At 71.6% G+C, this 14,265-nt stretch carries 11 protein-coding genes; 3 read left to right on the top strand and 8 right to left on the bottom strand.

All coding sequences use genetic code 11. The annotated features are described in order from the left end of the window. The first annotated feature begins 28 nt into the window (after nucleotides 1–28). Nucleotides 29–1,438, top strand: a complete 1,410-nt coding sequence (locus ACPXB1_RS12250) for an endo-1,4-beta-xylanase (RefSeq protein WP_355588887.1) — start codon at nucleotides 29–31, stop codon at nucleotides 1,436–1,438. 154 nt (nucleotides 1,439–1,592) lie between these two features. Here the strand turns inward: ACPXB1_RS12250 and ACPXB1_RS12245 are convergent, their stop codons facing one another. The 8 genes from ACPXB1_RS12245 to ACPXB1_RS12210 form a co-directional block, all read right to left on the bottom strand. Beyond that, entirely contained in the window at nucleotides 1,593–3,062 is a 1,470-nt protein-coding gene (locus tag ACPXB1_RS12245; RefSeq protein WP_355588889.1) for a hypothetical protein, read from the bottom strand. 17 nt (nucleotides 3,063–3,079) lie between these two features. Continuing rightward, nucleotides 3,080–3,664: a hypothetical protein gene (locus tag ACPXB1_RS12240; protein ID WP_355588891.1), complete on the bottom strand. Its 585-nt coding sequence runs from the start codon at nucleotides 3,662–3,664 to the stop codon at nucleotides 3,080–3,082. 46 nt (nucleotides 3,665–3,710) lie between these two features. Further along, nucleotides 3,711–4,232: a hypothetical protein gene (locus tag ACPXB1_RS12235; protein WP_425735245.1), complete on the bottom strand. Its 522-nt coding sequence runs from the start codon at nucleotides 4,230–4,232 to the stop codon at nucleotides 3,711–3,713. Then, complete coding sequence (locus ACPXB1_RS12230) at nucleotides 4,229–4,513, bottom strand: hypothetical protein (RefSeq protein ID WP_053653796.1); 285 nt, start codon at nucleotides 4,511–4,513, stop codon at nucleotides 4,229–4,231. Before ACPXB1_RS12230 ends, ACPXB1_RS12235 begins: the two co-directional genes overlap by 4 nt. Before the next feature lie 46 nt (nucleotides 4,514–4,559). Further along, nucleotides 4,560–7,307: an AAA family ATPase gene (locus tag ACPXB1_RS12225; RefSeq protein WP_425735244.1), complete on the bottom strand. Its 2,748-nt coding sequence runs from the start codon at nucleotides 7,305–7,307 to the stop codon at nucleotides 4,560–4,562. An 88-nt stretch (nucleotides 7,308–7,395) separates the two neighbouring features. Continuing rightward, entirely contained in the window at nucleotides 7,396–8,799 is a 1,404-nt protein-coding gene (gene sthA, locus ACPXB1_RS12220) for a Si-specific NAD(P)(+) transhydrogenase (protein WP_355588897.1), read from the bottom strand. Nucleotides 8,800–8,889: 90 nt separating this feature from the next. Beyond that, nucleotides 8,890–9,528 (bottom strand): response regulator transcription factor, encoded by a 639-nt coding sequence (locus ACPXB1_RS12215; RefSeq protein WP_355588899.1) that lies wholly within the window; start codon nucleotides 9,526–9,528, stop codon nucleotides 8,890–8,892. Further along, nucleotides 9,525–10,721, bottom strand: a complete 1,197-nt coding sequence (locus ACPXB1_RS12210) for a sensor histidine kinase (protein ID WP_355633138.1) — start codon at nucleotides 10,719–10,721, stop codon at nucleotides 9,525–9,527. Before ACPXB1_RS12210 ends, ACPXB1_RS12215 begins: the two co-directional genes overlap by 4 nt. Before the next feature lie 146 nt (nucleotides 10,722–10,867). On the opposite strand from ACPXB1_RS12210, the gene ACPXB1_RS12205 reads away from it, so the two are divergent. Next, nucleotides 10,868–11,626 carry an ABC transporter ATP-binding protein gene (locus ACPXB1_RS12205; RefSeq protein WP_355588903.1) on the top strand — a complete coding sequence of 253 codons (759 nt, stop codon included), beginning with the start codon at nucleotides 10,868–10,870 and terminating at the stop codon, nucleotides 11,624–11,626. Continuing rightward, nucleotides 11,623–14,154 (top strand): FtsX-like permease family protein, encoded by a 2,532-nt coding sequence (locus tag ACPXB1_RS12200; RefSeq protein WP_425735243.1) that lies wholly within the window; start codon nucleotides 11,623–11,625, stop codon nucleotides 14,152–14,154. The genes ACPXB1_RS12205 and ACPXB1_RS12200 overlap by 4 nt, the downstream gene beginning before the upstream one ends. Nucleotides 14,155–14,265 lie beyond the last annotated feature (111 nt).

Below are 14,265 nucleotides of genomic sequence, written 5' to 3'. Positions count from 1 at the left end.
ACCACCAGTTCAGAAACGGAGTGGCACGATGAGAAAACCGAAATGGAGGGCGGCAACGAAGGCCGCCCTCGCGCTTACCGGCGCGGGCGCCCTCGCCGCCAGCATGGCGATGATCCTGCCCGGCACGGCGAGCGCGGGCACCACGTTGGGTGCGTCCGCCGCCGAGAAGGGCCGCTACTTCGGCACGGCGGTGGCCGCCAACAGGCTCTCCGACGGCGCGTACACGACGATCCTCAATCGTGAGTTCAACTCGGTGACGCCCGAGAACGAGATGAAGATCGACGCCACCGAGCCGCAGCAGGGCCAGTTCAACTTCACGAACGCCGACCGCATCGTCAACCACGCCCGCAGCCAGGGCATGAGCGTACGTGGACACACCCTGGCCTGGCACCAGCAGCAGCCGGGCTGGATGCAGAGCCTCAGCGGCAGCGCGTTGCGGCAGGCGATGCTCAACCACGTCACCCAGGTGGCGACGTACTACCGGGGCAAGGTGGTGGCCTGGGACGTCGTGAACGAGGCCTTCGACGACGGCAACTCAGGTGCCCGCCGCGACTCCAACCTCCAGCGCACCGGCAACGACTGGATCGAGGCCGCGTTCCGGGCCGCCCGCGCCGCCGACCCGGGCGCCAAGCTCTGCTACAACGACTACAACACCGACAACTGGACCTGGGCCAAGACCCAGGCCGTCTACAACATGGTGCGCGACTTCAAGTCCCGTGGGGTGCCGATCGACTGCGTGGGCTTCCAGTCGCACTTCAACAACGACTCGCCCTACGTGAGCAACTACCGCACCACGTTGTCGAGTTTCGCGGCGCTCGGCGTGGACGTGCAGATCACCGAGCTGGACATCCAGAACGCACCGGCGAACACCTACCGGGCAGTGGTCGAGGACTGCCTGGCCGTGCCCCGCTGCAACGGGATCACGGTGTGGGGTATCCGCGACAGTGACTCGTGGCGCTCCGAGCAGAGCCCGCTGCTGTTCACAAGTGGTGGTGCGAAGAAGGCGGCGTACGACGCGGTGCTTTCCGCGTTGAACGCCGGTGGCACCACCCCGCCGCCCACGACCCCGCCGCCGACCACTCCGCCGCCGACGACGCCGCCGCCCACGACCCCGCCGCCCACCACTCCGCCGCCGACGACCCCGCCGCCGACCGGTTCCTGTACCGCGACGGTGTCGGTGAACCAGTGGCAGGGCGGTTTCGTGGCCAACGTGCGGGTGACTGCGGGATCCTCGGCACTCAACACCTGGGCGACGACGATCACGTTGCCGTCGGGCGCCGCGGTCACCAACGCCTGGAGCGCCAACCGCAGTGGTAACAGCGGCACGGTCCGCTTCACGAACGTCGACTACAACAGTCAGGTCGGCGCTGGGCAGACCATCGAGTTCGGCTTCCAGGGCACCGGCACCGCCGGCAACCTGAGCGCTACCTGCGCGTGACGCTGACGTGACACCGGCCGGTGCGGAGGGTCGTCCTCCGCACCGGCCGCACCACCCCGCCCCGGTGATCATGAGCTTTGCGTCCCGACACGCCAGGAGGGACGACGCAAACCTCATGATCGCCAGGGCTGGTTGGGCGGGGAGCCGGGAGCGGTCAGCCTTTGCAGATCTTTCTGTCGGGCTGGACGTCTAGCTTGTTGAATACATTGTCGACCTGTCCGATGCCGGCACTTGCCGCGATCGGCCCCGCGTTGAACAGGTCCAGGAACTTGTTGATCACCTTCGCCAGGCCGCCGGGGAGTGTGTAGCCGACGCCGTAGTCCAGGGTCAGGCCGAGTTGGGTGCTGCGGCACAGCGCGAGTGGCGCTCCCAGAGCGGAACCGACTGTCAGCCCCGCAGAGGCGGTGACGATCGCGTACAACCCGGCCGTGAGACCGAACATACCCAGGCCGGCCCGGAACGCCGCCTGGTAGTAGATGATGATTCCGTTCACGCCGACCGACGGTCCACTGATCGAGTCGGTGATGCTGTTCTGGACGGTGAGGTTCCAGGGCTTCGTGACACCGAACGCGCCGTCGGCGTAACCGAAACCGACGGAGCCCCCCAGCGACCACTCGCCGGCCGCTTTGATGTTGCCGTCCTTGGCGCTGAAGGCCGTCTGTATCCCGATGACCTGGTTGGCGGTGACGGAGAACGGCACCCCGAGGATCTCGCCCACCGGGACGCTGAAATCCAGCGGGATCGGGATGCGCTTGTTGATGTTCTGACCTCTGTCGGTTGCCCCCTTGATCTCGATCCGCAGCCCGACCATCCCGCTGACCCGTAGCTCCGCCCTCCGGATCGTGGCGCCGCGAATGTCGAGGTAGAACTGGGCCGTCGGGCTCTTCATCAGCAATGTCGCCAAGCCCACGATGCGGATCCCGCCGCCGTCATAGCTGAACCGCGCGCCCACCGCGTTCACGCAACAGATCGAGGTGACGTCGAATCCGCCGATCCGCCGAGCGTCGGAGAGGCCCGCAGGGGACACGCGGACACCACTGCCGACCGGTCGCACCCGAAACGTCGAGGAGGACGGCGTCGCCGCCGCGGGCACAGCCGTTCCGCCACCCGACCCGCCACCCGCTGCGTCGTACTCGGCCCAGAAGGGCGTGCCGGCGTCGTGCCGTACCGGTTTTTCCAGGGAAACCGGGCCGTCACTGGCGAAGGTCCCGTCCCGGATCACGTCGGTGATGTTCACCGGCCCGAGGGTCACCGCCAGGTCGTCGGCGTCGCGGCGCACGTCGAGCACCCGGCCCACCGCCCGCCCGGTAAGGAACATGACCTTCCCCCGGGCGAGCTTGTCGGCGCCACTGGCACCGGGGTCGATGCGCCAGGTCAAAGCGTCCTCGGAGAGCCCGCGCACCGACCCGCCACCGCCGCCCACGAACACCACGTCCGGCTGGTAGGTCACCTTCGGGTCGGGCGCGGGCGCCACCCCGTACCGCTGGTCCTCAGCGGCGACGTCGGCCGGCGGGCGGGGTGGTTTCGGGCCGGCGTCACCCCGCTGGCAGGCTGCGAGAGGCACCAAGGTCACGGTGAGCAGCACGGCCACCGCCCGGCGACGCCGCGACCCCGGTGCCACCACAACGCCTCCCTCGCCGTTCAAAGGCGGCCGGCGGCCGTGCGCGCCGCGGTCTCCAGGGCCGTGCGGTACGTCGCCGGGTCCTCGCTGCGGACCAGCCGGATGCAGGCCCACACCCCGCCCTTGCTGACGAAGACCGTGCCGTCCTCGGCGTACGCCTCATCGCCCGCACCGCTGATCGCAGTGAACTTGTGCCCGAGTTCGCGGTCGATGTCGAGGAACTTCTTCGCACCGTCACCGACGTACACCTCGACCTGCGCGGTCGGGCCGCTCGGCGCCCCGGTGTAGGTGCAGGTGTCCCGATCCTCCGGCTTCTCCAGCGGGTCCTGAAGGGGAGTGCCCGCCAGCTTCTCCGCCTCCCCCTTGGTGACCAGTGCGCAGGCGTCGATCTTGGTGGCGGACGGAGGCGCTTCCGGCGACGCTGCGACGACCGGGTCGCCCTCGGGCGTGGCCGCCACGCTCTGTTCCGCGCCGGCCGCCGGGTTACCACCGTCGTCAGTGCCACCGAGCATCCCGCAGCCGCCGAGCGCGGTGAGCGTCGACACGGCGGCCACGGCGGCCAGGAGTTGGACACGCAGCCGCGTGCCGGGTCCGAGGTGAGTCATCGTGGCTCCACTTCCTGTCGCGAGGTCGGCCGGTCGTGGCTGTGCATCACAGCGGGAGGGCGTCGAGCACCTTGCGCAGCGTCGGCTCGTACCCGCCAGGGCTGGCACTGATCGCCTGGAAGCTGCTCATGATCACGGTGTAGGTGCCCTTGTCGCTGACCACGACGGCCTCACCTTCGATGTCCTTCACCGCGAGGTACGCCTTGCGGCCCTTGTCGACGTCCTTCACCTCCCGGTAGACCTGGGTGGCGTTCTTGCGCTGGTAGTCGTAGGTGCTCTCACCGGCGAGCGGCGAGGCGGTGGTGATGGTGAGTGAGGCGACGCCCTTGCCGTCGCCGAACAGGCAGTTGCCCTGGTCCTCCATCGGTTGTCCGACGAGGTCGGAGACCTGGGCCGCGCTGAACGGGCACGCGGGCCGGGACACGTTGGGCAGGTCGGCGTCACCGTCGACCTCGACGCCGGCCCCGGCGGCGGGATCGGCGTCGCCGGAGTCGTCGGGGCCGCAGGCGACCAGCGGAATCAGCAGCAGCGAGCACCACAGAGGTGCGATCAGTCGGCGCACGGTCATGCTTCCTTCACCTGTCGTGGGAGGTCCGGGTTGGTGGAGCTGAGCTGAGGTGGACGGATCCACCGGGCCGGAATCAGCCGGTCGACCCGCCACGCGCCGTCGGCGGCGGCCGCGGCCACCACCTCCGCGTCGGGGCCCTCGACCAGTGCGATCACGACGTTGTCGGTGGGCAACCGGATGGCGGCGACCAGCCGACAGCCCGGTGTGGTGATCTGCGGTGCGGCCGTGCCCGCCTCGGAGGAGCTGTCGTACTGCTCCAGGACGAACAGGTGATTGGCCATGAGCTGACGCTAGGCCGCAGCGGCCGGCGAGGAATCGGGCGTTTCCCTATGGTTGCGCGTCGGCCCTGGTCATCGCCGCACCCAGCTCGGCGCGGGTGGAGATGCCGAGCTTGCGGTACACCCGGGCCAGATTGGCCTCGACGGTCTTCGGGCTGACGAACAGCTCGTCGGCGATGGCGCGGTTGGTCCGGCCGCGCGCCGCCAGGCGGGCCACCCGATCCTCGGTGGGGGTGAGGTGCCGGGGTGTCGGCGCGCGACCGCCGACGCGAACCAGCTCCGCGCGGGCCCGCTCGGCGAACGCCGCAGCGCCGATCGCGCTGAACTCCGCCACCGCCGCCTCCAGCGCCTGCCGCGCCGGCAGCTTGCGGCGCGACCGCCGCAGCGCCATCCCGGCCACGAACAGGCAGCGGGCACGATCCAGCGGAAGAACATCCGGGGGTACGGAGTTCCGCGCGGCCGTCAACTCCTCGAGCGCCGGGCCAGGATCGCGGCCAGTGGCGCTGTCCAGCAGTACGCGGGCCCGTGCGGTGCCCAGGATCGTCCAGGGCCTCGGCAGCCGGCGGTGCCGGGCGTCCAGCCGGTGCAGCACCGCTGCGGCCCTGTCGAGTTCGCCGGCACCGACACACGCCTCGATCCAGTCCGGCTCGAAGCGCATCGCGAGTGGCTCCACCAGGCCCTGCGCGTCGATGGTGGCTGCCAGCGCGGTGTACGCGGCGGCTGCCTCCGCCATCCGTCCCGCCGACAGGGCCACGAACCCGGCCAACTGCTGGTGGATGCGCCGGCACCAGTCGTCGTCCAGTTCCTCGGCGAGCCGCAGGCCGGACTCGGCCACCCGGGCCGCCTCGGTCAGCCGGCCCCGGTGAGCGTCGAGCAGGGCGCCCAGCCAGGTCTCGGCGACCAGACCACTGCCGAGCTGGTCACCGAGATCCCGCGCGGCGGCGATGTGCCGTTCGGCCTCGTCCCACCGCCCGGCCAGCAATTCGGCCTCACCAAGGTGCGACAGCAACTCGTGTTGCAGGGGCTCGTCGCCGCGGGCCTCGGCCCGGCCGAGCATCCGGTGCAGCCGACTGCGGGCACGCTCCGCGTCGTCAATCGACTTCCACCAGATTGCCGGCACGGTGCTCGCCAGCCAGGACGGTTTGTCGCCCTCCAGGGCGAGGGCCCGCTCCAGCAGGTCGGTGCGCGGCGTCCGGCCGAGGCGTACCTCCTGGAAGAAGAGCAGGACCAGCGCGGCGGCGAGCAGGTCGTGTTCGTCGTCGCGGCCGTCCAACAGCGCGGCGGCGGCCTCGGCGTGCGCCCGTGCCGGCTCGGTGCGGTCGTTGAAGACGGCCAGGTGTGCGTGAATGCGGCCGGCCACTGCGGAACCGGGCCGGGCCGCCGCCAGTGCCCGCGTGCCGAACTCCACCGCCGCCTGTCCGGCCTCGCCGGTGGACCAGGCGACGATGGCACGCAGCAGCAGTGACTCGGCGCGGAGGTCACCGGAGAAGTCGGCGGCCACCGCCTCGGCCGCCTGCCGGGCCGCCGGCAGGTCACCGCTGTCGAGCCGGCAGCGGGCCGCGGCGAGCCGCCGCTGGCCCTGCCGCACCCGATCGTCGACGGGAGTGAGCTGGCCGGCGCGGTCGTGCAGGTCGGCGGCGAGGTCGGGCGCGCCCCGGCTGTGCCACCGGTCGGCAGCGGCGGCGAGGGTGTCCGCGACCGCCGGGTCCGGTTCCGTCGTGCACAGCGCCAGGTGCCGGGCCCGCTCGTCCGGGTCGGCCACCACGTCGGCGAGCCTGTGGTGCAGCCGGCGGCGGACGCCCGGCGGGATGCCGGCGCGTACGGCGGCGGCGTGCACCGGGTGGGTGAACCGCACGCCCGTCGGTGTCACGACGACCAGCCCGGCCTCCTCGGGGGCGTCCAGTGCGGCGGCGGGCACCCCCGCCGTCGTCAGGTCGACAAGCGTGGGCACGGTAAGCAGCGCGGCGAGCCGTACCGCGTCACGACTGACGGGGGACAACCCGGCGACGACGTCCGCGAGCAGGTGATGCATGGACGCGGCCACCGGCAGGTCGTCGCCGGGCGAGGGTTGGCGCGGCAGGCGTTGCATGGCGCGTACGACCTCGATGGTCAGCAGCGGATTGCCGCCGGCCTCCCGCGCCACCCGCACCAGCATGGGTCGGGAGAGCGTGACGCCCAACTGGTCGCGCAGGACGTGGTGCAGCGCGCCGACGTCGAGCGGCGGCAGCTCCACCCGTTCGAGCCGGCTGCCGTCGCGGCCCTCGTCGAGCCCGAGCGGCACGTCCTCGGGATCGCCCCGGCCGCGTCGGCGACTCACCAACACGCTCAGGCCCGCCACGCGCCGCAGCGCGTACCGCAACGCGCGTTCGCTCGGCCGGTCCAGCCACGGCGCGTCGTCCACCGCCACCAGCGTCGCCGGATGGGCGTCCAGTGTGGCGGCCTCCAGCAGGGAGCGGGTCGCCGCCCCGACCACGCGGACGTCGACGGCCTCCCGGACGTCGCCGGACAGGAGCACCACCTCGGCGGCCGTCCGCTGCGGCTCGGGCAGCGCGGCGACCCGGTCGGCGAGCGGGCGCAGCAGATCCGCCAGGGCGGCGTACGGAAGCTCCGCCTCGGCCTCGGTGGGCGCGCAGCTCAGCACCAGCCAACCCGAGTGTCTGGCCTGCGCGACGAGCGCCCGCCAGAGTTCGGATTTGCCGATGCCGGCTGGCCCTTCCACCAGCACCGGCCCGGGGCGGCCCAGCTGCTGCCAGGCCCGGTCGAACACCTCGTCCCGCCCGACGACGGCGTGTCGCATGGGGAAATTCTGGCACTGGAGACGGACGCCGGGGCATCCCGCCAACGGGTGATCGGGGATGGCCCGCAGACCGGCTGACCGGCGGAGACTACCCGTCGATGCGAGTGATGTTGCGAATCTTGTTGGACGCGTCCAGAGCGGCCACCTTGTACGCCTCGGCCAGCGTGGGATAGTTGAACACCGCGTCCACCAGGTAGTCGATAGTGCCACCGCACCCGATCACGGCCTGCCCGATGTGGACGATCTCGGTGGCGGCGGTGCCGAACACGTGCACCCCGAGCAGCCGCCCGTCGTCGGGGCAGACGAGCAGCTTCAACATCCCGTACGAGTCACCGACGATCTGGCCCCGGGCCAGCTCGCGGTAGCGGGCGATGCCCACCTCGAACGGCGTCGAGGAGTCGGTGAGCTGTGCCTCGGTCTGCCCGACGAAGCTGATCTCCGGGATGGTGTAGATGCCGATGGGTTGCAGGCCGTGCATCTCACGGATCGGCTCGCCGCAGGCGTGCTGCGCGGCCAGCCGGCCCTGCTCCATCGAGGTGGACGCCAGCGCCGGGAAGCCGATCACGTCGCCGACCGCGTAGATGTTGTCGACAGAGGTGCGGTAGTTGGCGTCGACGGTGATCCGGCCGCGTCGGTCCGCCTCCAGCCCGGCCGCCTCCAGGGCCAGGTCGTCGGTCTGCCCCTGCCGGCCTGCCGAGTACATCACAGTGTCGGCGACGATCTTCTTGCCGCTCTTGAGGATGCACAGCGCGGCGGTCTGGTGCTTCTCGACCGCGGCGACCTCCTCGCCGAAGCGGAACGCCACGGACAGGTCCCGCAGGTGGTACTTGAGCGACTCGACGACCTCCTCGTCGCAGAAGTCGAGCATCCGGTCGCGGCGCTCCACGACTGTCACCTTCGTGCCGAGCGCGGCGAACATCGACGCGTACTCCATGCCGATCACGCCGGCGCCGACCACCACCATGCTGCGGGGTACGGCCTGGAGGTTGATGACGCCATCGGAGTCCACGATGGTGCGGTCGTCGAAGTCGACGCTGTCCGGACGGGCCGGGCGGGTGCCCGCCGCGATGATGGCCTTGTCGAAGGTCACCTTGGACTCGCGGCCCGACCCGGCGTCCACCCAGATGGAGTGGGCGTCCGCGAAACGCCCCGTCCCGGTGATCATCGCGACGCGGTTGCGGGCGAGCTGGTTGCGGATGACGTCGGTCTGCCTGGTGATCACGTGCTGGGTCCGGGCGGCCAGGTCGCTTACCGTGATCTCCTCCTTGACCCGGTAGCTGCTGCCGTAGAGATCCCGCTGGCTCAGGCCGGTCAGATAGAGCACGGCCTCGCGCAGTGTCTTGGACGGCACGGTGCCGGTGTTGATGCACACCCCACCGATCATGTCGCGGCGGTCCACGATGCCGACCCGCCTGCCGAGCTTGGCGGCGGCGATCGCGGCCTTCTGACCGCTGGGTCCGGAACCCAGCACCAACAGGTCGTAGTCATACACGATCGCTAGCGTCCCAAGATGTCGCCGACCGCGCCAGAGCCGAGCGCCACTCATCCGCAGGCTCGCGTCGGGCGCTGGCGGTGAATGTCCCTAGCTGACGAGGCGGCGCTCCCAGGCCCAGGCGGCGATCTCGACCCGGTTGCGGGCCGGAAGTTTCATCTGGACGCTTGCCAGGTGGGTCTTGACAGTGCCGACGGCGATGAAGAGCTGCGCGGCGATCTCGGCGTTCGTCAGGCCCCGGGCGACGAGTCGCACGACGTCGAGTTCCCGAGGTGACAGTCCGGCGTCGTCGTGCGGGAACGCGGGCGGGCTGAGGTGCTCCAGCAGACGTACCGTGATGGACGGGCTGATCAACGCGTCACCGGACACCGCCGCGCGGACCGCCTCCACGAGCAGCGCCGGGCCGGAGTCCTTGAGCAGGAAGCCGCAGGCGCCGTTGGAGAGCGCTGTGTGCACGTACTCGTCGAGGTCGAAGGTCGTCACCACGACGACCCGGATCGGATCGGCGACGCCCGGCCCGGCGAGCAGCCGCAGGGCTTCGAGGCCGTCGAGCCGGGGCATCCGGATGTCCAGCAACACCACGTCCGGGCGTAGCCGCCGGGCCAACTCGACAGCCTCGACCCCGTCGGCGGCCTCGCCGACCACAGCCATGTCCGACTGCGCCCCGATGATCATGCCGAAGCCGGTCCGCACCATCGCCTGGTCGTCGGCGATGAGCACGCGGATCACCGGGCCACCGCCGGGCGCAGCGGGAACGCGGCGTCGAGCACCCAGCCACCGGCGACACCGGGCCCGGCGGTGATCGTGCCGCCGAGGGCGCGTACCCGCTCGGTGAGGCCGAGCAGGCCGAAACCGTGCCCGCGGGCCGGGGCCGTGCGTGGGGTCGCGCCGTCGTCGGCCACCCGGACCAGCAACCAGTCCGGTGTACGGCGCACTGACACGTCCACCGATCGCGCGTCCGGGGCATGTTGGCGGGTGTTCGTCAGCCCCTCCATCACCACCCGGTACGCCGATGTCGACACCTCCACCGGCAGTCCCTCCAGGTCACCGTCGACGTGTAGCCGTGCCGGCGCGCTCGCCGTGCCGTTGAAACCGGACAGCAGAGGCGCCAGGTCCCTCACCCCGGCCAGCGGGGCCAGCGGCGCGTCCGGCGGAGCGTCCGGGTTCCGCAGGATCCCCACCATCCTCCGCATCGAGGCCATCGTCTCGGCACCGGCCTGCTCGATCTGCTCCAGGGCGACGATCACCCGACGCGGATCCTGCTCGGCGATGAACCGCGCACCCTGCGCCTGCACCACGATGCCTGTCACGTGGTGGGCGATGAAGTCGTGCAGGTCGCGGGCGAACTCCGCACGCTGTTCGGCCCTGACCAGGGCGATCGCCCGGGCCCGACCGGCGGCGAGCACCCGCAGGTAGAGCCCCACCCCGGCGGCGGCGACAGCCGCGAGCGCCTGGAGCAGTCCGAAGATCACGAGCAGGCTGTCGGTGCCGATGCGCAGCGGCATCGCCGCGACGGCGAGCCCGGCCAGCACCGCCGCCCACACGGCGAACCGGGGTGCGCCCCAGCGGCTCACCACGAAGACCACACCGATCAGCCCGGCCGACTCGGCCAGCCCCCAGGTGCGGGCGAACACGGTGCCGCCGGTGAGGACCACAAGCATTGCGGTCACGGTAAGTGAGGCGGTGGCGACTGTCAGAGCGGCCAGCGGCAGCCGGCGGGAGCCCAGCCGGTGCACCGGAAGCCAGAGCGGCACCGTCGCGACCGCCAACCCGGTCGGCACCAGCAGGAGCAGGAGAGCGGTCACTCCGAAGACATCCGACATGGTGGCCGTGACGTCGAAGAGAGCGAGCAGCCCGAAGACCAGGAGCCCGAGGGCCTGGGCCAGGCGTACCCACCAACGTCGAAGATCCGGGGCGCTCATGATGACCCAGCGTAGCCAGTCGGGTGGAGATGACAGATCAGCCGAAAGGCAGACCCGACGTCGGCGATACCCGGCTGCGGGCCGATGTGCCCACCTGCCCGTGGCGGCGACGCTTCCGGTGTCACATTGCAGCCACTGGAGGAACGATGACAACCCACGCCCTACCGGAGACCAGCCACGCCGCGGTCGCCGCCGTCAACCTGGTGAAGGTGTACGGCAGCGGCGACACCGCCGTCCGTGCCCTGGACGGGGTGTCGGTGGGCTTCGGCCGGGCCGAGTTCACCGCGATCATGGGCGCGTCCGGGTCCGGCAAGTCGACGCTCATGCACTGCCTCGCCGGCCTGGACACGGCAACCTCCGGCCGGATCCTGCTCGGCGGCACCGACCTCACCAGGCAGTCCGACCGTACGCTGACCCGGGTACGCCGCGACCGGATCGGGTTCGTCTTCCAGGCGTTCAACCTGCTGCCGCAGCTCACCGCCGCGCAGAACATCACCCTCCCGCTGGACCTCGCCGGCCGGGAGCCCGACCGTCAGCTCCTCGCGCACCTGGTGGGGGTGTTGGGTCTGGGCGACAGGCTCGGCCACCGGCCCAGCGAACTGTCCGGCGGCCAGCAGCAGCGGGTGGCACTGGCCCGTGCGCTTGTCGCACGTCCCGAGGTGGTGTTCGCCGACGAGCCGACCGGCAACCTCGACTCCCGATCCGGAGCGGAGGTTCTCGCCGTCCTGCGTGACTCGGTCCGCGACCTCGGACAGACGGTCGTCATGGTCACCCACGACCCGGTCGCCGCCGCGTACGCCGACCGGGTGGTGCTGCTCGCCGACGGCCGGCTCGCCGGTGAGATCGACAAGCCGAACCACGACTCGGTCACCGACGCGCTGCGTGATCTGGCGGCCCGGGCATGAGGGCGACAGTGCTGCGTACCCAGACGAGTGCCGCCGCCCGGCGGCCCGGACGGCTGATCCTGACCGGCCTGGCGATCCTCGTCGCGTCGTTCGTCGTCTTCGGCACCGTGCTGGTGCAGGGGATCAGCGAACGGACGGTACGGGACAACCTGAGCGGCACGCCGGCCGTCACCGACCTGGTGATCGGCAGCGTGAACCAGGCGCCACCCACAGTGGCGGACCTGACGCGGATCCGCGCCCTGCCCGGTGTGGCCGAGGCGGTGGGCCGGGTGTCGATCGGGGTGGCCGTCGACAAGACGTACCTCAACCTCCAGGCCGATCCGGGCGCCGGCCCGCTGAGCATCGTCACAGTCGTCGAGGGCAGCTACCCGGACCAGCCCGGGGAAATCGCTGTCACCCCTCGCACCGCCCAACGGGCGGGGCTCTCCGTCGGCAGCACCGTCAACGGCGAAGGCGGTGAACTCACAGCGCCCGCCCGCCTCGTCGTGACCGGCATCGTGGACACCAATGCCGACTCCGGCTACGACGCGTACGCCCCGGAGGGCGCCGTGACCTCGTGGGGACGCCTGAACACAGTGGATCGCGTCGATGTGCGGGTGGCCTCCGGAGAGTCGACAGAGGCCGTCCACCAGCGGGTGACCGCGGCGGTCCCCGGCCAGCCGATCCGCACCGGCGACGAGGTACGCCAGGCGGAGGCCAACGCTGCGGTAGACGAGGTCGGCACGGTCTTCATCCTGGTCGGCGCGTTCGTCGCGATCGCCGTCGTCGCGGCGGCGCTCGTGGTCACCTCCACCTTCCGCATCGTCTTCGCCCAGCGGATGCGGCAGCTCGCGCTGCTGCGCGCTGTCGGCGCGAGTCGAGGCACACTGGTCAGGGCGATGACCGTCGAGGGGGCCCTGACCGGGTTCGTCGCTGGCCTCGTCGGAGTCGGCAGCGCCCTCGCCCTCGGGTACGCGGTGCCGGCGATCCTGCGCTCCGCCGGCCACGCCGTCTCGACGCCGCCCCCACCGCTGGTGGCGGCTGCCGCGGTGGTGCTCGGCGCCGTCCTGCTCACAGTCCTCGCCGTCCTGGCGCCGGCGCTGTCGGCCGCCCGTGTCTCCCCGCTGGAGGCGTTGCGGGCGGCGAGCACCACCGCAGGCCGGCGCGGCATCGGCGTCCTGCGCCTGGTGTTCGGGCTGCTCCTGGTCGTCGGCGCGGCAGTGGCAGCCGTCGCGACGATCAGCCAGTTGCCGAAGCCGGAGCAAACGACGTACGACCCGCTTCTGCCACTGCTCCTGCTTGTCGGGTCCGGCACGCTCGCGTTCTTCGCGCTCGTGGCCCTCGGGCCGCTGCTGGTGCGCCCGGTGCTGGCCGTGGTGGGCTGGCCGTTGCGCCAACTCGGGCCGCTCGGGCGGATGGCGGTAGGCGGGATCGGCGGTGCGCCGCGCCGGGCGGCAGCGGTCTCCGTCGTGGTGGCGCTCGGCGTGACACTGATCTCCGGGGTGGTGATCGGCGGCGCGTCGTTGCAGGTCCTCGCCGACCGCGAGATGGCGTTGTCGGCCCCCGCCGACTTCGAGGTCAACGGCGGCGGTGCGGCGCTGCCGGCGGACGTCGTGACCCGGGCCGAGGCGGCTGGTGGCGCTCTGGCGCGGGTGGTGCCGTACCGGCAGGTCGACGAGGTCACACTGATGCGCGGCGCCGACAAGCTCGGCGAGACCGAGTCCGGATACCCGGCCACCGACCTGGACCTGACAGCGTTGCCGACAAGCCGTGACCTGGACGTCGCCGAGGGCAGTCTCGCCGATCGCGGTCCCGGCGGAATCGTGCTCAACAACTGGGTTGCCCGGGACGCCGGTCTGCGGGCCGGCGACACCGTCACCCTCGCCCTCGCGGCGCGCAGGCTCGACGTACGGGTGGCGGCGGTCCTGCCCGGTGACGGTCCTCTGCACGCAGGTGTTCTCATCGACCCGGCCGATCTGGACCGGCTCGGTGTGCCGACCGCGTACACCGGTCTGCTGGCCGACGCGGCCGGGTCCGGTGAGGACGGTCGCACGGCCGGCGTACGGGCGCTGCGGGCCGCGATCGGCGACAGCGACAGCGTGGGCCTCGTGGTGCTCGCCGACGAGCGGGACCGCAACGACGAGGTGGTGCGCACCCTGGTCGGGATCGCTGTCGGTCTGGTCAGCCTGACCGTGCTGATCGCTGTCGTCGGCGTGGGCTCCACGACCGCGCTCTCGGTTGTCGAACGGGTACGCGAATCCGGGTTGCTCCGCGCGATCGGCCTGTCCCGGGCCGGTCTGCGCACGATGCTGACAGTGGAGTCCGGCCTCTACGGGGTGATCGGTGCGACCATCGGCCTGCTGCTCGGCGTCCCGTACGCCTGGATAGCGGTCCAGTCCCTGGGGATCAACGCACCGCTGACCGTACCGGTGCTGCCCCTGGTCGGGCTGTTCGTGACGCTTGTCGGGCTGACCGCGCTGGCCGGGGTCCTGCCGGCCCGGCGTGCGTCGCGGGTCAGCCCGGTGGTGGCGCTGGGGGCCGATGGCTGAGCCCGCCCCGCCTGCCGCCGCGGGGGCGGGCCCCCGCGACAGCGCCCCCCCCCCGCGGGGGGGGGTGAGAGCGGGCTATTAGGCCCCCAGTGGCCCCAGGTGGACCCACAG

The organism is Micromonospora sp. DT68, assembly GCF_049847245.1.
Taxonomy (GTDB): Bacteria; Actinomycetota; Actinomycetes; order Mycobacteriales; family Micromonosporaceae; genus Micromonospora; species Micromonospora profundi.
The sequence above is the reverse complement of the archived record's forward strand: the minus strand, read 5'-3'. Positions and strand labels throughout refer to the sequence as shown.

Bases quoted from the DNA above. Each gene is read 5' to 3' on its own strand.
- ACPXB1_RS12250 (WP_355588887.1), top strand. From the start codon at position 29: ATGAGAAAACCGAAATGGAGGGCGGCAACGAAGGCCGCCCTCGCGCTT.
- ACPXB1_RS12240 (WP_355588891.1), bottom strand. From the start codon at position 3,664: ATGACTCACCTCGGACCCGGCACGCGGCTGCGTGTCCAACTCCTGGCC.
- ACPXB1_RS12235 (WP_425735245.1), bottom strand. From the start codon at position 4,232: ATGACCGTGCGCCGACTGATCGCACCTCTGTGGTGCTCGCTGCTGCTG.
- ACPXB1_RS12230 (WP_053653796.1), bottom strand. From the start codon at position 4,513: ATGGCCAATCACCTGTTCGTCCTGGAGCAGTACGACAGCTCCTCCGAG.
- ACPXB1_RS12225 (WP_425735244.1), bottom strand. From the start codon at position 7,307: ATGCGACACGCCGTCGTCGGGCGGGACGAGGTGTTCGACCGGGCCTGG.
- ACPXB1_RS12210 (WP_355633138.1), bottom strand. From the start codon at position 10,721: ATGAGCGCCCCGGATCTTCGACGTTGGTGGGTACGCCTGGCCCAGGCC.
- ACPXB1_RS12205 (WP_355588903.1), top strand. From the start codon at position 10,868: ATGACAACCCACGCCCTACCGGAGACCAGCCACGCCGCGGTCGCCGCC.
- ACPXB1_RS12200 (WP_425735243.1), top strand. From the start codon at position 11,623: ATGAGGGCGACAGTGCTGCGTACCCAGACGAGTGCCGCCGCCCGGCGG.